Below are 17,582 nucleotides of genomic sequence, written 5' to 3' on the forward strand. Positions count from 1 at the left end.
CAGAGCATGAGTATGAGCAAACGCATTTTATATTGGCTACAAAACGATTTACGCCTAACCGACAACCCAATTTTGAGTGACCTTGTGTTGCAGCAATGCGCGCTTGATATTGTATTTGTTATTAACCCGCACTGGTTTAAAAATAATAATTACCAACAAAAACCTTACGGCATACACAAACAGCAGTTTTTGATGCAAAGCTTGTACGAGCTACAACAAACACTTATTGAGCGCGGGCAAACCCTGCATGTGCTTGAGGGCGAACCCGTATCGCTTTTAAAAGCGCGTATTAATGAGCAAAATATTGATGAAGTGGTATACAGCGAACAATTTGGCGTGTACGAGCAACGCCAAATAAACTTACTCAAAGCATATTGCCCCAATACACAATTTACAGGAACGCAGCAAGACACGCTCTTTAAGCAAAGTGACCTCCCCTTTGATTTAAGCGAATTACCTAAACACTTTACCCCGTTTCGTAAAAAGGTAGAGGCCGCCAATAGCCCCATTACACCTTCTACTTTGCCAAACGGTTTGCTGCCTAAGCCAATAACTTTATGCGCAAAAAAACCTCTAGAACGTATAACAAATAAAGGCGTAATGCATGGCGGGCTTAACAGTGCGCAAGCTCATTTAAAACAATACTTTGCAGGCACAATGCCAAGTACTTATAAAACGACTCGCAACGAGCTTGATGGTTTTAACAACACCACCAAATTTAGTACTTGGCTTGCCTTTGGCTGTATAAGTGCAAAACAAGTTTACAAAGCCGTAGAAAATTACGAGCAATGCAATACGGCAAACGAGTCTACTTATTGGATTAAGTTTGAATTGCTATGGCGAGAGTATTTTAAATGGCACGCACTTAAAGCAGGTAACAACCTGTTTAGCTTTAAAGGGCAAAAACAAACTAAACCGCTTACTACTTTTACACCTACACGCTTTGCTGCTTGGTGTAACGGCACAACGCCATACCCGCTTGTAAATGCCATTATGGAAGAACTAAACACTACGGGTTACATTTCAAACCGAGCACGGCAAATTGCAGCAAGCTGTTTAGTAAACGAGCTTGGCCTTGATTGGCGATACGGCGCAGCCTATTTTGAGCAGCAACTTATTGATTACGATGTAGCAGCAAACTGGGGCAACTGGCAGTACATAGCCGGTGTGGGGGTTGACCCGCGTGGCGGCCGCCACTTTAATATACAAAAGCAAACCGCGCAGTTTGATCCAAATGGTGTTTATACCAATAAATGGCACGGGCACAGTAATAAAACACAGCAGCTCGATCACTTAAACGAAGTAGATTGGCCTATTTAAGCCAATCTCCCTCCACCAGGTTATATTTAAAACAGCTGCGCAATGCCTACATTAATGGCAAAGCCAGCTAAGGTTAAAAACAAAAATAAACAGCCTGCTAATAACAGTGGCTTTATACCCGCTTGGCGAATAGCGCCAACATGTGTACGCAGCCCAAGTGCGACCATGGCAATGGTAAGTAGTATATTGTCAAACCATATAATAGCGTTTGTAGTTCCTTGCGGAATAACCGATAACGAATGCACGCCACTTGCCACTATAAATAACACTGCAAACCAAGGGATTGTAATACCTGCTTTTTGCCCGCCGCCATGTGCGTTTATGTTTGCATGCTTTTTACTTTGCCAAAACGATAAGCCTACTAAAAATGGCGCAAGCATCATTACGCGTAGCATTTTTTCTATCACGGCGGTGTCAGCCGCATTGGCACTTACCGCAGTCCCTGCTGCTACCACTTGCGCAACTTCATGAATGGTTGAACCAACAAAAATACCGTACGCATGCTCACTCACACCCATATATTCAAACATAATTGGGTAGGCAAACATACTTAACGTGCCAAACACCACAACCGTTGCCACCGCTACAGATACTTTATGCGCTTGTGCTTTTATAACTGACTCAGTTGCCATTACCGCTGCGGCGCCACAAATAGAGCTACCCGCACCTATTAGTATGGTTGTTTGTTCATCAAGCTTAAAAGCTCGCTTACCTAGCTGTACTGCTAATATAAACGTACCAAGCAGCATTACCACATCGGTTAATAGGCCATGCCAGCCCACACCCGCTACTTGCGCAAAAGTAATTCTAAACCCAAATAAAATAACGCCCGCTTTGAGTAATATACTTTTAGCGTAATCAACGCCTACATCTGTACGCGTAGCTATACGCGAAAACACACTATTACCCACAATAATGCCAAGCACAATACCAATTGTTAAGGAGCTAAATTGCGCACTTTGCATTATAGGTAACTTACTTAATGCAACAGATGCCCCCGCTAACACAACCACCAGCAGCATACCTAACCACCAGCGCGTATCGCCGTATTGCTTAGTATTAATACCTATAGGCTGAAAACTATTTTTAATAGCGCTAAGCATAATATTCCCTCACTTAAACCAAGTTGATGTGTTGACTTAATTGTAAGAAAGCTCAAAATATAACTCCAATATATTAAAATCATGATTTGATAACTTAAAGTTATACAATTTAGAGTTATGCAATTTAAGGTTATACAATGAACTTACATGCGCTTAGGGTGTTTTATACAGTGGCTAAATTGGGTAGCTTTTCAGGCGCAGCCGAAGCGCTTTTTATAAGCCAGCCCGCTGTTTCTAAAGCGCTAAAAGAGCTAGAGCATCAGTTAAATATTCAACTTATTGAACGTGCATCTAAGGGTAAAAAGCTCACCTTAAGCGAAGGCGGCCAAGCTTTGTATGATCACGCCCGCAGTATTTTTGCTATCGAAAAAGCCGCCATTGACGATATTAAGTCGCGCACAGGGCTTAAGCGCGGTACATTAGTTATAGGCACCAGCACCACCATTGCCAGTTATTGGCTACCGCCTTATTTAGCCAAATTTTGTGCGCAGTACCCGCATATAAAAGTAGAAGTACAAGTGGCTAATACCGCGCAAATTGAGCACGCATTGCTAGAATGCACTATAGATTTAGCGCTGGTTGAAGGCACACCTACCGAGCAACATATAATAAGTAAGCACTGGCAAAATGATTTGATGAGTGTGGTTATACCGAGCAACTTTAAGCCCACTAAAGACTTAAAAGCATGGTTAAACGAGCAGTTTTGGCTACTGCGCGAGCCAGGCTCTGGCACGTTAGAAATGTCTGTAAAGTTATTAGCAGAGCATGGCGTACAAGCAGAGCAAAGTATGCAATTAGGCAGCAACGAAGCAATAGCAAGAGCTGTTGCTCAAGGTATGGGGGTCGCTTTATTGCCAAACGTAGTCACAGAAGATTTAGTGCAGTTAGGTAAATTAACACGCCTGAGCCAAAAAAATAACGAGCAACTCTCTCGGCCGCTATACCAACTGCATTATAAAGACAGACCGTCTTCGCATGCTGCGCAAGCATTCGAAAAAAGTTTATTTAGTGCTCAATTTTTAAATGAGTGAATTTAACGCGCGTCGTAAATTTACATAAACGTTAAAGCGAGCGTTGATAACTCGTGATGTGTGAGACAGTTTGTCCTCTATCGCTTATGTTTGTTAGGGTTTTGTGAGCTCATAAGCACGAGCTATAACTAAAGGAAAAAAATCTCCGCCTAAAATTACTGCCCATTGCCCACAACCAAAACGTTCAATACGATTTGCATCTGTCAATACATTACGTAAATTATCAGGGGAAGCATTATCTATATTTGAAATGATATTTTTTACTTCTTTTGGGTCATAATCAATTTTTAACCACGGAGGGGAACATAGACTATTCATAAATTCAGAAATAACTTCAGGATAATTAGGGTAGCCACTAGAACTATCAATATCAGGTAATGCCTGCTTAGCTAACCTAAAGTTTTCTTCAAGCTTTTCTACATCACTTTTTAAAAACATACTTCCTCCTTAAAAAAACAAAGGGGTAAAATCCTGACCTCTCATATTGAAATACTAAGAGATCATTCATAACAGCCCACAAGCTAACTTATAAGTCTATTAGGCTGAATCAGTAAGCTCTCATAGCCCCAAGCTCTACTCACAAACCCTGCGTTAAATCTTGTGCCAGTGTGCCCGTTGGTTTTTCAATTACGCGTACTAACTCTTTACCATTATCTTTTACTATAAACGTTGGCGTGTATTGCAAGTCGTGCGCCTGTGCTATTCCGGCGTCGTCTTGCTTGTTGTAACCCACGGCCACATATTTAACGCTTGCAAGCTCTACCTTTGATTCATCAAGTAACTTAATAAGCTTTGGTACTTCGCGCTGGCTGTCGTGACACCAAGTGCCAAATAATACAACTAATGCCTTGCCTTCTAGCTTTTGCATTAAGGCTATATCTTGCTCGGTTGGCGTAAATGCGTTGTACTGCTTATTAAACTTATCGTAATCGTTTAATAGTACATCAGTTGTAATATCGCCCGAAAATGGCGCAGTAGCGGCATTACTTACAAGCGGCATGCTTAACGCGCACAATAAAATTAATTGTTTAAACATAAGGTTAAAGTAACTTTTAAAGTGAGTAATTAAGCTCACTATACTGAATATTACTGAATGTTTACACATTGTTTGCACCTTCTATTTTTATAGTTTGCCCACTTTAATAAAATAATAAGCGTGCATACATGAATATAAAACCTTTTATATTTTATTCAGTTATCGCCTCTACTACATTTTTATATGGCTGTGGCGGTACTGAGCAAACAACCGATAGCAGCACAGAGCAAACTGACTCATCATCAACAACCACCTCAACGGGCTTAGTTATTAACGAAATTGTCGCAAGCCCAAGCGATACCACCTACGACTGGATTGAGCTATACGCCACTGAAGATATAGCCGACTTATCGGTATTTTCACTTGTTGATGATAACGCCGACAGAGAGCCTCAAGCTTTACCCGCAGTAGCGCTTTCCCAAGGTGAATTTATTGTTATTCAAGCCATTGATGAAACCGACACGCCGCCCGATAGCGGTTATTACGTTGCCTTTAAACTAGGGAGCGACGATGCGGTTACGTTATATGAGGACGGCACTGCGGTGTCTGTACTTGATTGGGAAGAAGGCGAAGCCGCTGAAGGCTTTAGTTACGGCTTATACACCGATGGCACCGGCACCGCGCAAACACTAACGCCAACAGAGGGCGCAGCTAACCAAACAGCCGATACCTCTACACTTGTTACAACGCTAATTGCTGAAGATGCTCCACTTCGTATAAACGAAGTAGTAGCAAAAGACAGCAGCGGCGGCGAGGACTGGATAGAGCTTTATGTAACAAGCAGTAGCGATGTTTATTTAGCCGACTACACACTAAGTGATGACAATAACGAGCAATTTGCTCTACCTGATATTACGTTATCGCCTGGTGAGTTTTACCGCATTTACGCAAGCACCGATGATTTAGGCGACCTGCCAAGCGTAGCGTTTAAATTAGGCGCAAGCGATACCGTCAGCCTTTACAGTAACAATGTAATTATAGAGCAGTTATCGTGGAATAAAGGCCAAGCGCTAAGTGGTTACAGCTATGGCCGCTACCCAGATGGCAGCGATGCAACTGCGGTACTCACTCCAACAGAGCTTAGCTCAAACAGCCAAGCAACCCACGGGCCACTCGTTATTAACGAAATAGTGGCAAGCGCCGCAGACGATGGCAACGACTGGTTTGAGCTATACAACAACAGCGAAAATACAATTAACTTAGCCAACTACCAAGTTATTGATGAAAGCGACGACATAGACCCCGTAACCCTTCCCGACATAGATTTATACGCAGGTGAATACATTACTATTTATGCCACCGATGAAGACCCAGGCACTTACTACGTCCCTTTTAATCTAGGCAAAGAAGACGAGCTAAGCTTAATACTCAACGATGAAGTAATTGACTATATTGACTGGGATGAAAGTGATGTAGCCACAGGCTTTAGTTACGGCCTAAGTAGCAGTACAGGCTTTACTCATGCGTTTTTAACACCTACCCCAAGTAGTGAAAATACAGTTGCAACCGCCTTTACACCTACGGCCGTTAATACGCTTTCTATTACAATTAGCGACGAAAACTGGCAAGACATTCTAGATAACCCACTTGATGAGCAGTACCACGAAACCGCTATTACCTTTAATGGGGTAACACTCGGTAGCGTGGCTATTCGCACTAAAGGCGGCTCAAGTTTAAGCAGCGTTGCCAACTCTAGTAGCGACCGTTACAGCTTTAAGGTTGATATTAACGAATATGTGTCGGGGCAAAAGTTTTTTGGGCTAAAAAAATTCACACTACAAAACTCGTTTAACGATCCGTCGTACATGCGTGAAGTAATCGCCTACGAGCTAATGGATGAAATGGACGTGCCAACGCCTGAGCATGCTTACGTTAACTTTTATGTAAACGGCGAACTATTTGGTTTGTATTTAATGGTAGAAGCCGTAGATGGCGAATTTGTTGAAAAACACTTTGCCAACAGTAATGGCGATTTATACAAGCCAGATGGCACAGGCAGCGATTTATTATGGCTAGGTGACGACATACAAAGTTACACCGATATAAACCTGCAAACCAACGAAGACACCACCGATAACGGCGCCTTTATTAACTTTGTAGAATCGCTCGATGAAGGCGAAACCACCGCCATAGATATAGACACGCTGCTGCGTTATATGTCGGTTAGTACTTCACTGTCTAATTTAGATAGCTACCACGGCCCGCTTGCACATAACTATTATATTTACGATGACGATGGCGTATTTAGCATTTTACCGTGGGATTTTAACGAGTCATTCGGCACCTTTAACATGGATTGTAATGGCGTAGATGTAAGAGAGCTCTACATTGATGAGCCTGTAAGCGGCGCATTAAGCGAGCGCCCATTAATTGCTAATGTATTTGCCGAGCAAAGCCACCTCAATACGTACCACAGTTACTTAACACAGCTTATTAATGGCTCACTTTCAAGCGACACATTTAACGCACGCGTAAATGAAATAGCCAGCCTAATTCGTGAGCACGTACAAAACGACCCAACTAGCTTTTATGGCTCAACCTACTTTGAGCAAAACCTAACCTCTACCACGGGGCAGTTTTACGGCTTAACCTCGTTTATGGAGTACCGCGTAGCAAATATGGCCGCGCAGCTTGATGGCACATTGCCCTCAGCGGGTGATGGCAGCGGATTTTGCTCTAGATAAACAACCCATCCTTGATGCGGTGTCAGCACGCTGGCACTGCACTCTATTACTTTGCAATTTAATAATCTGAGAAAATTATGACAATTCAAGCACGTTTTAAGGATGAACTTTTTGAAAAGGATACTTCTACCTCACCAGTAGCAATTACTGCTATAAACACTAAAAATAAGCAGGCTCAGCCTCAAGAGTCAAACGCGCATGGCTCATTAACAAGCTTAATTAACGAGTTACTTATTCCGTTTGAAGGTTACGGGTTAAACGATCTTAATAACGCTAATTTAATGAACCGTGTAGACAGCAAGTTTATGCTGCCACTGTCTTTTTTACCTGAGCTACTTACTCATATACAAGGCCAGTACCGTGTACTTGATATACAAGGTAAGCGTTTATTCTCTTACTATAATCAGTACTTTGATACACCCGAACTTGATTTATATAAAGCCCACCATAACGGTAAGCTTAACCGCTACAAAGTACGCCAAAGGCGCTACGTTGATACAGCCACCGAATACCTAGAAGTAAAACTAAAAAACAACCAAAGCCGCACAGTAAAAACACGTATAAAGCTCGCGCAAACTAACAACCAGCAAGCTAACAGCACGGCGTTTATTAAAGAGCAAATGAAAAACAGCTTTGCACATTTAAATGTAACCCAGCAAAGCGGCTATAACCGCATAGCCCTAGCTAACGAAGAAAAAGCCGAGCGTTTAACGCTTGATTTTAACCTGTGGTACAACACCCCAAAAGGCGATAACAAAATAACCTTACCGGGCTTTTTTATTGCCGAGCTTAAACAAAGTAAAAAAACAAAACGCTCGCCATTTTATAAACTTATGAGCAAACACCACATATCCCCTGCCTCGTTTAGTAAATACTGCATTGGCTGTGCTTTGCTTTACCCCGAGCGTTTAAAAGTAAACCGCTTTAAACCTGTTTTAGCCTGTTTAAAACACCTTAACCGCACTAACCCGCTTTTACCTTTAGAGAATAATTAAAATGACCAAATTAGATCTTATTTTTCTTTCCCGCTTTTTAGTAAACATCCTATCGCTGGCTGTACTTTGCTATGGCTGTTACTTTCGCGTAAGTAAAAATGCAGTGGTAGCAGGCTCGTTTATTTTATTTGGCGTAGGCGTTTTTATTATTACCTTTTTGCTGCACGGCGTTGATATGTCGATGGAATTTGCATTTGGCCTATTTGCTGTATTTACCATGCTAAGGTACCGCACTGAGTCTATTTCGATTAAAGAAATGACCTACTTATTCCTTGTTACTGCCATTGCTTTACTGACCTCTGTAGGGCAAATGAGCTTAATTGAGCTAGGTATTCTTAATGGCATTATTTGCTTAATTGCCTTTTTGATTGACTCAAGCGTATTTGTAAAACGCTACGAAGTACAAAGCGTTTGCTACGAGCGCATAGAAAACATAACCCCACAAAACCAAGCCATTCTCATCAATGATTTAAAACAGCGCACAGGCCTAAACGTCGTTGCTGTAGATATAGAACACATCGACTTTTTAAGAGACGTAGCGCAACTAAAAGTAAGTTACTTAGCCGAAAAACAAACAAAGGCAGCCTAACATGACCTCTAAACAAACGATTACTTATGCGGCACTTTCAGCGCTTTGCCTTGTTAGTAACGCAAGCTTTGCCAAAATTAACGACGACATAGACCTAAGCGGCTATATCATGCTCGACTACAACAAGTTTGATACCTCATTGTTAGAGGGGCAATACGACAGCAACAGCTCAGAAAGTACCTCAGAAATACGCCGCGCACGCCTAAGTTTTAAATCAGACATAAGCAAAGACTGGAAAAGTAAATTTCAGCTTGGCTTTGCCGATGGCGAAACCGAAATAAAAGACGCCTACCTAGAATACTCTGGCTGGAAATATGCCGATTTAACCATAGGCCAGCAAAAAGAAGGTTTTGGCCTAGAAAAACTAACTAGCTCGCGTAAATTGCTAATGCTTGAGCGCAGCATGATAAGCGAAGCGTTTTCTCCAGGGCGTAGTTTTGGTATTAGCCTATCGGGAGACATAGCCTCAGTAAATTGGCAACTAGGTTATTACGAGCCCGATGAAGACGAAGCAACGTCTGCTATTACAGGGCGCGTAGCCTGGGTGCCATGGCAGCAAAACACCAACCTTTTACACATGGGCGTCGCATTTAGTGAGAGGCAGTACGACGGTAACGAATTTAGAGTGAATGAACCTCTTGAAGTGTATACCGCCGACACATTAATAGAAGGCGATAAAATTAATGCAGATAGCCTCTCGCAACAAGGCGTAGAGCTACTATGGCTTAAAGATAGATTTACCATGATGGCCGAGTGGCAACAAGCACAAGTAACCAGTATTGAAAATACAACCAATGATTACGAAGGCGGCTATTTGCAATTTGGTTATCAGCTATCGGGCGGATACCGTAAGTATAAAAACGCAAAACTAGGCGCAAGCTCAGAGCCAGGCTGGGAAATTACAGGCCGCTACAGCCTACTTAAGCTCAAGCAAGAAAACCAAGACGCAAAAACCTACACCCTTGGTGTTAACTACACCGTAAACAAAAACATAAAATTTATGGCCGACTACATTAAAGCCGACTACTTTGAAGCAGGCGGTACTATCACATCGGGCAATGCAATCTCATTAAGGCTGCAGTATTCGTTTTAATGCGCTTTGCATGTTAAGCCGGTTAGCCTAAAACTATAAAGCCCTGTGTTAAACGTAACGTTTAATACAGGGGCTTATTTTAATAGAGCTGTTATAAGCTCCTAAAGGTTACTTATCAGGCTTGTACTTATTCCACTAATTACAGTAAGGGATTTAAGTTTACCTGTTCACTAATTAATATCGTTCAATAAAAATGAACACCAGCATTTAGTGAACAAAAGATGGACAAGGGCTAATACAGGCAGCTATCGAAAAACTAAACTTGCAAACGAGTTTAGGCACAAAGTATGAAACTTTTAAAAAAGAGTGTACTGAGAGCGAACTCGCTTTGCCTAATGTTAAAAGCAATGCATAGTAAAAACGCTGCCCACGCCGAATCACTCTTAATTGCTTTGTTAGCTGCGTTTCAAAATTGGCAATACTTCAGGTATTTCAGTATCTAGCATTTCCAAAACGCTTTTAAAACCATGTATAGGTGACCACCCTAATTTGTCACAGGCAGATGATGAATCATATACGCGATCTAAGCTTTGAGGTAGTTGCCAATCTCTTTGTTTAAATGCTAGCGCGATGTCAGGACATTGACGCTCGATGACAGATGCAGCATCAGTATATAGCGCTTCACAATCAGAAAGTTGAAAAGGTGTAGCGCCTGAGATTATAAAACGATTAAAACCACTTAAGCGTTTTTCCACAGAACATAAATGAGCGTTTGCTACATCACGAGCATCTATGCCACGAGTAAGGCGAAATACTGCCATTAAATCCGCAGGTTCAGGAAAACATCTCGACATTTGCAGCACAGTAACTGGAAGCTGAAACAACTTTGAAATTTCTTCTAGCTTAGCTTCAGCCGCAATTTTACTTTTATGATAAATCGACTTGGGTTGAGGTGTGATGTCTTCATTTATCCAACCTGCAATACCTTTAGGTGTTGAAGCATAGCCGTACAATGCAGTAGTGCTGGTAAAAATAAAGTGCTTAATACCTGCTTTTAATCCAGCCAGAGCGAGTTTCTCGGTCGCGTCTACGTTGATAGACTGAAACTCTGAATCAGGTACTAAACCAACATGTGGAGCGTGAAGAGCCGCTGTATGAATGATGACATCAACATTTTTAAGAGCCCGATCAATCAGATCACTATCAAGAATATCACCAATGTAATCGGCTGTTGAGCAAGGCGTTTTATCAATGCCGACCACGTCATGGGTGCGCATTAATTTAATATAGATTGCACGCCCGACTCTACCGGCAGAGCCTGTTACTAAAATTCTCACTATGACACCTTACTAATGATTGACCTCAAAGCAGCTAACGCTTTGCCAAGGGGCAAATGCGAACGTTGTTGGGCGAAGCCCAGTGAGTATTTGTCCCAGCCGCGCTTTTTGCGGCGAACTTTGGCAACTTGTTAGGTTCCGGTTTTAGGGATGTTACATTTGATCATAAACCAATTCTTTTCGCTTTCGTTAAGCATAGCGAACCCCATATTTTCTTCGCCGAAATGGCAAATTCTTGTTTTTGATGGATTACCAAAAGAAAAATAGCCTTCTCGACGCTTTCCGCTGTCTTCATAAGAAAATGCCTTCATGACAAACCAAACACCATCAAAGTACTGAAACCAAATTAATTTGATTCCTTTACTTTTAGCGAATGAAATGAATTCGTCAAGTCGGCCATCAGAAACTTCTACTTTCTTTTTAGTCCCTTTTATTGAAACGACATTTACCGGCAGGTTTTTACCATCATCTTCATCTATCCACTGAACAAGCTCAAATTTTTCTTTCTCAGCCAACTTAATCAAATGTTCTAAGCTACTATGATGTTTCGACAAAAAGCCTTCTGCTCTTTTTTCTACCCTGTTTTTGAAAGGATTATACTCGTCAGAACACCCCAGCACTAAAAATCCAACAGCAAGAATCGTGAGTAATCTCATAGGAACCTAACGCCCCAATAATGGGCGAATATCAGTTGGTTAAAATAAGCGACGTAGGAGCAAAAACCAACTGTTATTTGTCCTGATTAATTGGCTTGTTAGCAGTACTTTTAACCTTGCTTACAGTTAGAAGAGCACCAATGAATATTATTGCAATAATATCAATTGAGAACGACTGCATAGGTAAACTTGAAGTAAATTGATTAAAAGAGAAGCCAGGCAAAAATGATGCTGTTGCCCCAAATGAAAACTCAGTCCCCCAACTCAGGTAAACATAAGCACCACCTAACCCAGAATAAGTAGTTGAAATACTACCGATAGCAATGCTAGGGATTTGAAGTGACTGATTTAAGATAGAAAGCCAGTAGTATTTATGGTTTTCTTTTAATGCAGTATAGCCAGCTAAAATATTAAGTACTATAAGTGGAAGCGTAATCACCGTACTAAGTATTGAAACTGAACCATCGGCAATAGAGCTCAAATAATACAATATAATAAATACGGCTGCTGTAAGTTGGAAATAACCGATGATCTTAACTCTATTTTCAGCTAACGAAAAAGCTTCAGTTTGGGAGTTAGCCATTACTATAGCTATTTCGTCTTTTCTAATTTCGAGCTCTGTCAGGAATGAATCATAATTACTAGATTCAGGTGAAATTTTATCTTTAACTTCAAATAACTCATTTATAGAGTATTTAGAATAATCGATAGTGCTCATATGCATCCTTGTACTGCTAACGCCCTCGTTAAGGGGCTTTTTATTAGTTTGCCATAATTGTGTAGCGAAGTGAAACTCGGCAAACTGTAAAAAGTCCCGCTTGAACAGCTTGTTATGTGTATTTAAAACAAATCTATTTTTTGATTGACGTGTTCCATTATTTCATCGTATTTAAATTCGTCAATCTTACCTGCAACAACAAAACAAAATAGATAAGAAGAAACATAATTAAATTTATATTGTTTAATAGAATTAGGATCGAAAGAGCAATCTGTTTGAACTTGTTGTTCATTAGCTTCAGACATTTCCTCAAGTAAACTGACTCTTTTTATATTTTGCCTTTCTGCAAAAAATAGTGGAGCTAATTTATACATATTTTCTTTAGGGATCTCACCACTACTTACGGCTGTAATTGCAGATAAAAGAGATTCTTCTGTTTCTTGTAGCCATTCATCCATTTTTAAATACACCTGAGATACACATAACGCCCACATTAACGGGCAAATTGTTGCTTGGCTATAATTTGTGACGAAGGAACAAAGCCAAGCGTTATTTGTCTCTGTTTAATTGCTTGTTATGTGGTTGTTACGCTTTCTAATTTTTTAATCAAATAATAAATTAGAAATGAATTTATACCACCAAATATGACAAGTAATGTAGCTAAGATATTTAACTGTGGGGCAATTGCATAAATAAAGCCAATTGCAAAAAAAGAAATAGCCACTAATACGAATGCTAAAACCATGACCATTTTGAAGTCACGCTTTTTATCTTGATGATTAATTGTATCCATTACATTAGACATATTTATCCTTAATATGAGAAACACATAACAATTTAATAGTGCGCTCGTCGCGCATATTTCTACCGACTTAGCGCTCATTTATCTACTTTATATAGTTTTAACAAATTACCTAAGGTATTACTATCACTAAGTTTTCTAAAGTTTTTAGGTAAACTTAAATAATCCAATTTGCGCGCAGCGCTCATTTTCATGAATATATGCGCAAAGTGCAGTTTAACCAATCAATTAACGACGATATTTAGCCAATCTCAATGACCTGTTATCGCTCATAAAGGCCTTACTACATTTTTAGCATAAGATAGCTTGGCTTGTGCGGGCACTCTTTTAATACGGGCTACAACATTCAACCGCAATGCATACCGTATTAAATCAAAAAAGATAAGTATGAAATTTTAATTTGGAATCTCTATTTAATGCTTTGATTAGGTAAAGCCTAAAAACCAAATTCTATTCCCGATGAAGAGAAGCCTATGAGAAAAACCCAAATAAGGAACACAATACCATTACTACAAGCCTTGCCACATATAGCTCTTCATTCCAGATGTGTGACAAACCATTCCAAAGTTGAATGAGAAAGAACATATAGCGATCTTTTTTGATCAAAATACAGTGATTATCCGATTAAGTGCAACTTGTCATAAAACTGCAATCAAAATAGGTGATAATTTAAACTCGAACTGTATTTTTTATAATCTAGAAGTTGAAGTAAATGAGCACACCAATGACGCAACTCACATTTGCGTTACAATCGTTTGAAGATCCTCTCTCTGCGGCTATGGGCCACACAATGGAATACGAGCAGTTAACCTTGCAAGCCAGTGCTATGCATGAAATAACGCTGCAATGCGTATTGCCTGACGACGCCCACGAAAACGATATTATTTCGCTGAGCGCAACGTATCCCAGTGCCCGTGATGCGCAATACTTTACTGAAAAAGTACTCACTAACGCCGACTTAGAGCGTGGTTATGTGTATTTAACATTAAGTAAAATTACCCAAAGCCACTGCTTAGTAATGCAATTGATGCTGCATGGCTTAAATGCCACTTTAAAAAATAGTTTACAGTTTGATATGCAAGTAAATGCGTTTGAGGCTGGTTATAAAAATCAGCAAGCACTAAAAAGCCAAACTAAGCCACATGGCGTTAAAAAATACTTTCGTAATATGAGCTCAAGTTTATTTTCGTTTTTTTAATGTGTTGGTATACAAATTTATAAAAACTTAATCAGCAAAACTCACTTTACCCATAGTGACCCCTGCAATACCCTGCGCAGTATTATTTAGGTGCTGCTGCTCACCTGCTAGGCATTCGTTGGCTAAAATGGCAAATAGTACGGCTTCTTTGGCATCGGGGTTTATGCCTAAATCGTCGGTATTTTTAAACGCTTTAATAGTCGGGCACAGCGCATTAAGGTGCGCCATTAATAATGGGTTATGAATACCGCCACCACTTGCGTATACCACACACTCTTTAGCACTTTGCCCGCATTCATTTAACGCATTTGCAATTACCCTTGCGCTAAACATATTTAAAGTTGCCATTACATCTTCATGGCTTAAGTGCTGTGTATTTGTTTGCAGCTGAGCTCCATGCAAATACGCTAAATTAAATACTTCAGGCCCTGTTGTTTTAGGCAGCGCAAGCTCAAAAAAAGTGTTGCTACACAATGCATTTAATAAGAGTGAATTAACCTTGCCAGCTTTAGCTATTTTAGCGCCATCATCAAAGTGCATACCTTTAAAATTCTGCTGTACGTACGCATCCATAATGGTGTTACCTGGGCCTATGTCGCTACTAAATACGCTATTTGCATCACCGCTTTTAGGTAAAAACGTTAAATTAGCAATACCACCCATGTTTAATAAAATGCGGTTCTCATTGTGGTTTGCAAAAAATAAGTAATCGCCATATACCGCAAGCGGTGCACCTTCCCCTCCTGCGGCTATGTGTTTTTGCCTAAAGTCGCCAATCGTTGTAATACCGGTAGTAACGGCTATTTGGTCGCTATCGCCAATTTGTAATGTGCCATTAGTAAAGCTTTTATGATTATGCTGCGACTGCGGGCAGTGGTAAATGGTTTGCCCGTGGCTGGCTATTACATCAATACTTGCTGGGTTTACGTGCCAAGTATGTAAGCACTGATTAACCATATCGCCATGGAGTTTACCAACCCATGGATGCAGTAAGGTAACAAGTTCTAAATCACACTCTCGTTTGGCAAATACCTGCTTTATTTTACTTTTATACTCGTTGTTATAGTCAACGGTGGTAAAGTTAAGCACTTCAATTTGCGTATTTATACCTGCGCCCGTTACCTTACACAGTGCTACATCGAGCCCATCTAACGAGGTACCACTCATTAAACCTATAATTAAACGGCTTGGCTTTTGGGCACTATTATAAAGGGCGGCTATATGTGGGTGCATAAAGGTATCTTAAACAGGTATCATATTTTGCTTATATTAGAGTACTTTAAAACAAAGTTATAGGCGTAAACGGTTAATCTTTGTGATTGTGCAATCTCTAATTGCTTGCTAAGTTGACCCGTATGCAACAGACACTTTATTAAAACAATGATCACCCTAAGAGACTTTAAACCAACAGACGCGCCACACATTATTAATACCTTAAACGATAAGCAGGTTACGCGCTTTTTATCCTCTAAAATTCCATTTCCGTATACTCAAGCCGACGCCGACTGGTGGATAAACCAAGGCTCTAAAAGTGGAATAGTTAAGGCCATTGTTGTAGATGAGCAATTTGCGGGGTGTATTGGTATCACCCCCGGAGAATTTGAATATAGCCGCAGTGGCGAAATAGGCTATTGGCTTAATAGCCACTTTTGGGGGCAAGGAGTAATGACTCATGCTATTTCGCAAATTTGCGATGACGCATTTAAAAGCTCAAACCTAAACCGTATTTTTGGCGCTGAATTTGCTGGCAATACTGGCTCTATAAAGGCATTGACTAAATGCGGTTTTAAGGCCGAGGCTGTTCTCAAACAGGCCATTTATAAAAATGGTGTGTTTTACGATAGCCATATTTTTAGCACGCTAAAATAAACCGTTTAGAATAAATACTCTGCAAAGCTTGAATTACCAGCCTCGCGCCCAAAGCTCGTGTATTAAGGTACAAATTTTTATTTTCGTATAACTTAGCGCGCATTATTGTTTAGGCTCACCTGGTTTTAAACGCGTAAACATTCGCTAAGTAAATTCACTCTTAAGAGGAGATTTTTATGTCTGCAACTAGTCGTCAACTTACTTTAGCATCACGCCCGCACGGTGCCCCTACCGATGAAAACTTTGAGCTTAAAACAGTAGATTTACCAGCGCTTAAAGATGGAGAGGTGCTGCTGCGCACTATTTACCTATCACTTGACCCATACATGCGTGGCCGCATGAGCGATGCAAAGTCGTATGCCGATCCGGTGAATGTGGGCGATGTAATGGTAGGCGCTACCGTATGCCAAGTAGAAGAGTCTAAAAACGATAAATTCAGCGAAGGCGAATGGGTACTTGCTTACACCGGTTGGCAAGATTACGCCATTACTAACGGCGAAGGCCTTATGCAATTAGGTAAAGAGCCAGAAAACCCATCGTACGCACTCGGTATTATGGGTATGCCAGGCTTTACAGCCTACATGGGCTTACTTGATATTGGCGCACCTAAAGAAGGCGAAACCGTTGTAGTAGCCGCAGCAACAGGGCCGGTTGGCGCAACCGTTGGCCAAATAGCCAAAATTAAAGGCTGTAAAGTGGTAGGCGTTGCTGGTGGCAACGAAAAATGTACACATGCCGTTGAAAATCTGGGCTTTGATGCCTGTATTGATCACAAAGCCGATGACTTTGCAGAGCAGCTAGAAAAAGCCTGTGATAACGGCATAGATGTTTATTACGAAAATGTGGGCGGTAAAGTGTTTGATGCCGTATTACCATTACTTAATACCGCAGCCCGTGTGCCACTGTGTGGTTTAGTGTCGCAATATAATTCTACCAGCCTTCCAGATGGGCCTGATCGTATGGGTATGCTAATGGGGCAGTTGCTTACTAAACGTATTAAAATGCAAGGCTTTATAATTTTTGACGACTACGGCCACCGCTACGACGAATTTGCACAAGACATGCAAAAATGGCTACAAGATGGCAAAGTACAATACCGCGAACACATGGTAGAAGGTATTGAAAACACTATTAGCGCATTTAACGATATGCTAAATGGTAAAAACTTTGGTAAAACCGTTGTTAAAATTAACGAGCCACTTTAAATTTTA

18 protein-coding genes are annotated in these 17,582 nt (G+C 40.7%); 9 read left to right on the forward strand and 9 right to left on the reverse strand.

Annotation, left to right across the window (positions count from 1 at the left end):
- Positions 1 to 12 precede the first annotated feature (12 nt).
- Positions 13 to 1,320, forward strand: coding sequence for a DASH family cryptochrome (locus B4F91_RS03785; RefSeq protein ID WP_286938731.1), 1,308 nt, complete (start codon positions 13 to 15; stop codon positions 1,318 to 1,320).
- 26 nt (positions 1,321 to 1,346) lie between these two features.
- Here B4F91_RS03785 and B4F91_RS03790 read toward each other — a convergent pair whose 3' ends face one another.
- Entirely contained in the window at positions 1,347 to 2,423 is a 1,077-nt protein-coding gene (locus B4F91_RS03790) for a YeiH family protein (protein ID WP_286938732.1), read from the reverse strand.
- A gap of 137 nt (positions 2,424 to 2,560) precedes the next feature.
- Between B4F91_RS03790 and B4F91_RS03795 the strand changes: the two genes are divergently transcribed.
- Complete coding sequence (locus tag B4F91_RS03795; protein WP_286938734.1) at positions 2,561 to 3,454, forward strand: LysR family transcriptional regulator; 894 nt, start codon at positions 2,561 to 2,563, stop codon at positions 3,452 to 3,454.
- Between the two features lie 93 nt (positions 3,455 to 3,547).
- On the opposite strand, the gene B4F91_RS03800 is transcribed toward B4F91_RS03795, so the two are convergent.
- Positions 3,548 to 3,892, reverse strand: a complete 345-nt coding sequence (locus B4F91_RS03800) for a hypothetical protein (protein WP_126009495.1) — start codon at positions 3,890 to 3,892, stop codon at positions 3,548 to 3,550.
- A 139-nt stretch (positions 3,893 to 4,031) separates the two neighbouring features.
- A complete protein-coding gene (locus tag B4F91_RS03805) occupies positions 4,032 to 4,490 on the reverse strand; it encodes a thioredoxin family protein (protein ID WP_348689276.1) in 459 nt (152 codons plus the stop codon).
- Between the two features lie 128 nt (positions 4,491 to 4,618).
- On the opposite strand from B4F91_RS03805, the gene B4F91_RS03810 reads away from it, so the two are divergent.
- The 4 genes from B4F91_RS03810 to B4F91_RS03825 all read left to right on the forward strand — a co-directional run bounded on the left by B4F91_RS03810 (position 4,619) and on the right by B4F91_RS03825 (position 9,851).
- Positions 4,619 to 7,174 (forward strand): CotH kinase family protein, encoded by a 2,556-nt coding sequence (locus B4F91_RS03810; protein WP_286938738.1) that lies wholly within the window; start codon positions 4,619 to 4,621, stop codon positions 7,172 to 7,174.
- A gap of 77 nt (positions 7,175 to 7,251) precedes the next feature.
- On the forward strand, positions 7,252 to 8,169 hold the full coding sequence (locus B4F91_RS03815) for a polyphosphate polymerase domain-containing protein (RefSeq protein ID WP_286938740.1): 918 nt from the start codon (positions 7,252 to 7,254) through the stop codon (positions 8,167 to 8,169).
- Position 8,170: 1 nt separating this feature from the next.
- Positions 8,171 to 8,758, forward strand: coding sequence for a DUF4956 domain-containing protein (locus tag B4F91_RS03820; protein WP_096042696.1), 588 nt, complete (start codon positions 8,171 to 8,173; stop codon positions 8,756 to 8,758).
- Position 8,759: 1 nt separating this feature from the next.
- The gene (locus B4F91_RS03825) at positions 8,760 to 9,851 is read left to right on the forward strand and encodes an OprO/OprP family phosphate-selective porin (protein ID WP_286938742.1); all 1,092 of its coding nucleotides are present in this window, start codon (positions 8,760 to 8,762) and stop codon (positions 9,849 to 9,851) included.
- Between the two features lie 395 nt (positions 9,852 to 10,246).
- Here B4F91_RS03825 and B4F91_RS03830 read toward each other — a convergent pair whose 3' ends face one another.
- The 5 genes from B4F91_RS03830 to B4F91_RS03850 form a co-directional block, all read right to left on the reverse strand.
- Entirely contained in the window at positions 10,247 to 11,128 is an 882-nt protein-coding gene (locus tag B4F91_RS03830) for an NAD-dependent epimerase/dehydratase family protein (RefSeq protein WP_054981634.1), read from the reverse strand.
- A gap of 131 nt (positions 11,129 to 11,259) precedes the next feature.
- The gene (locus B4F91_RS03835; protein WP_096042694.1) at positions 11,260 to 11,784 is read right to left on the reverse strand and encodes a hypothetical protein; all 525 of its coding nucleotides are present in this window, start codon (positions 11,782 to 11,784) and stop codon (positions 11,260 to 11,262) included.
- 73 nt (positions 11,785 to 11,857) lie between these two features.
- Positions 11,858 to 12,502: a hypothetical protein gene (locus tag B4F91_RS03840; protein WP_096042693.1), complete on the reverse strand. Its 645-nt coding sequence runs from the start codon at positions 12,500 to 12,502 to the stop codon at positions 11,858 to 11,860.
- A 122-nt stretch (positions 12,503 to 12,624) separates the two neighbouring features.
- The gene (locus B4F91_RS03845) at positions 12,625 to 12,960 is read right to left on the reverse strand and encodes a hypothetical protein (RefSeq protein ID WP_096042692.1); all 336 of its coding nucleotides are present in this window, start codon (positions 12,958 to 12,960) and stop codon (positions 12,625 to 12,627) included.
- Between the two features lie 116 nt (positions 12,961 to 13,076).
- Positions 13,077 to 13,307 carry a hypothetical protein gene (locus B4F91_RS03850; protein WP_096042691.1) on the reverse strand — a complete coding sequence of 77 codons (231 nt, stop codon included), beginning with the start codon at positions 13,305 to 13,307 and terminating at the stop codon, positions 13,077 to 13,079.
- Positions 13,308 to 14,016: 709 nt separating this feature from the next.
- Here B4F91_RS03850 and B4F91_RS03855 point away from each other — a divergent pair.
- Positions 14,017 to 14,502: a hypothetical protein gene (locus tag B4F91_RS03855; RefSeq protein ID WP_024032946.1), complete on the forward strand. Its 486-nt coding sequence runs from the start codon at positions 14,017 to 14,019 to the stop codon at positions 14,500 to 14,502.
- Between the two features lie 27 nt (positions 14,503 to 14,529).
- On the opposite strand, the gene B4F91_RS03860 is transcribed toward B4F91_RS03855, so the two are convergent.
- Positions 14,530 to 15,735, reverse strand: coding sequence for an anhydro-N-acetylmuramic acid kinase (locus tag B4F91_RS03860; RefSeq protein ID WP_286938745.1), 1,206 nt, complete (start codon positions 15,733 to 15,735; stop codon positions 14,530 to 14,532).
- A 147-nt stretch (positions 15,736 to 15,882) separates the two neighbouring features.
- Here B4F91_RS03860 and B4F91_RS03865 point away from each other — a divergent pair, with 147 nt between their 5' ends.
- The gene (locus tag B4F91_RS03865; RefSeq protein ID WP_286938746.1) at positions 15,883 to 16,371 is read left to right on the forward strand and encodes a GNAT family N-acetyltransferase; all 489 of its coding nucleotides are present in this window, start codon (positions 15,883 to 15,885) and stop codon (positions 16,369 to 16,371) included.
- A 176-nt stretch (positions 16,372 to 16,547) separates the two neighbouring features.
- Entirely contained in the window at positions 16,548 to 17,576 is a 1,029-nt protein-coding gene (locus B4F91_RS03870) for an NADP-dependent oxidoreductase (RefSeq protein ID WP_286938748.1), read from the forward strand.
- Positions 17,577 to 17,582: the final 6 nt, after the last annotated feature.

The organism is Pseudoalteromonas sp. UBA6610, assembly GCF_002433295.1.
Taxonomy (GTDB): Bacteria; Pseudomonadota; Gammaproteobacteria; order Enterobacterales; family Alteromonadaceae; genus Pseudoalteromonas; species Pseudoalteromonas atlantica.

What these genes read in the sequence shown, in the direction of transcription:
- B4F91_RS03795 (WP_286938734.1), top strand. Translation starts at nt 2,561, where the DNA reads ATGAACTTACATGCGCTTAGGGTGTTTTATACAGTGGCTAAATTGGGT.
- B4F91_RS03870 (WP_286938748.1), top strand. Translation starts at nt 16,548, where the DNA reads ATGTCTGCAACTAGTCGTCAACTTACTTTAGCATCACGCCCGCACGGT.
- B4F91_RS03805 (WP_348689276.1), bottom strand. Translation starts at nt 4,490, where the DNA reads ATGTTTAAACAATTAATTTTATTGTGCGCGTTAAGCATGCCGCTTGTA.
- B4F91_RS03840 (WP_096042693.1), bottom strand. Translation starts at nt 12,502, where the DNA reads ATGAGCACTATCGATTATTCTAAATACTCTATAAATGAGTTATTTGAA.
- B4F91_RS03790 (WP_286938732.1), bottom strand. Translation starts at nt 2,423, where the DNA reads ATGCTTAGCGCTATTAAAAATAGTTTTCAGCCTATAGGTATTAATACT.
- B4F91_RS03835 (WP_096042694.1), bottom strand. Translation starts at nt 11,784, where the DNA reads ATGAGATTACTCACGATTCTTGCTGTTGGATTTTTAGTGCTGGGGTGT.
- B4F91_RS03855 (WP_024032946.1), top strand. Translation starts at nt 14,017, where the DNA reads ATGAGCACACCAATGACGCAACTCACATTTGCGTTACAATCGTTTGAA.
- B4F91_RS03825 (WP_286938742.1), top strand. Translation starts at nt 8,760, where the DNA reads ATGACCTCTAAACAAACGATTACTTATGCGGCACTTTCAGCGCTTTGC.
- B4F91_RS03850 (WP_096042691.1), bottom strand. Translation starts at nt 13,307, where the DNA reads ATGTCTAATGTAATGGATACAATTAATCATCAAGATAAAAAGCGTGAC.
- B4F91_RS03800 (WP_126009495.1), bottom strand. Translation starts at nt 3,892, where the DNA reads ATGTTTTTAAAAAGTGATGTAGAAAAGCTTGAAGAAAACTTTAGGTTA.
- B4F91_RS03810 (WP_286938738.1), top strand. Translation starts at nt 4,619, where the DNA reads ATGAATATAAAACCTTTTATATTTTATTCAGTTATCGCCTCTACTACA.
- B4F91_RS03865 (WP_286938746.1), top strand. Translation starts at nt 15,883, where the DNA reads ATGATCACCCTAAGAGACTTTAAACCAACAGACGCGCCACACATTATT.
- B4F91_RS03860 (WP_286938745.1), bottom strand. Translation starts at nt 15,735, where the DNA reads ATGCACCCACATATAGCCGCCCTTTATAATAGTGCCCAAAAGCCAAGC.
- B4F91_RS03815 (WP_286938740.1), top strand. Translation starts at nt 7,252, where the DNA reads ATGACAATTCAAGCACGTTTTAAGGATGAACTTTTTGAAAAGGATACT.
- B4F91_RS03845 (WP_096042692.1), bottom strand. Translation starts at nt 12,960, where the DNA reads ATGGATGAATGGCTACAAGAAACAGAAGAATCTCTTTTATCTGCAATT.
- B4F91_RS03785 (WP_286938731.1), top strand. Translation starts at nt 13, where the DNA reads ATGAGCAAACGCATTTTATATTGGCTACAAAACGATTTACGCCTAACC.
- B4F91_RS03820 (WP_096042696.1), top strand. Translation starts at nt 8,171, where the DNA reads ATGACCAAATTAGATCTTATTTTTCTTTCCCGCTTTTTAGTAAACATC.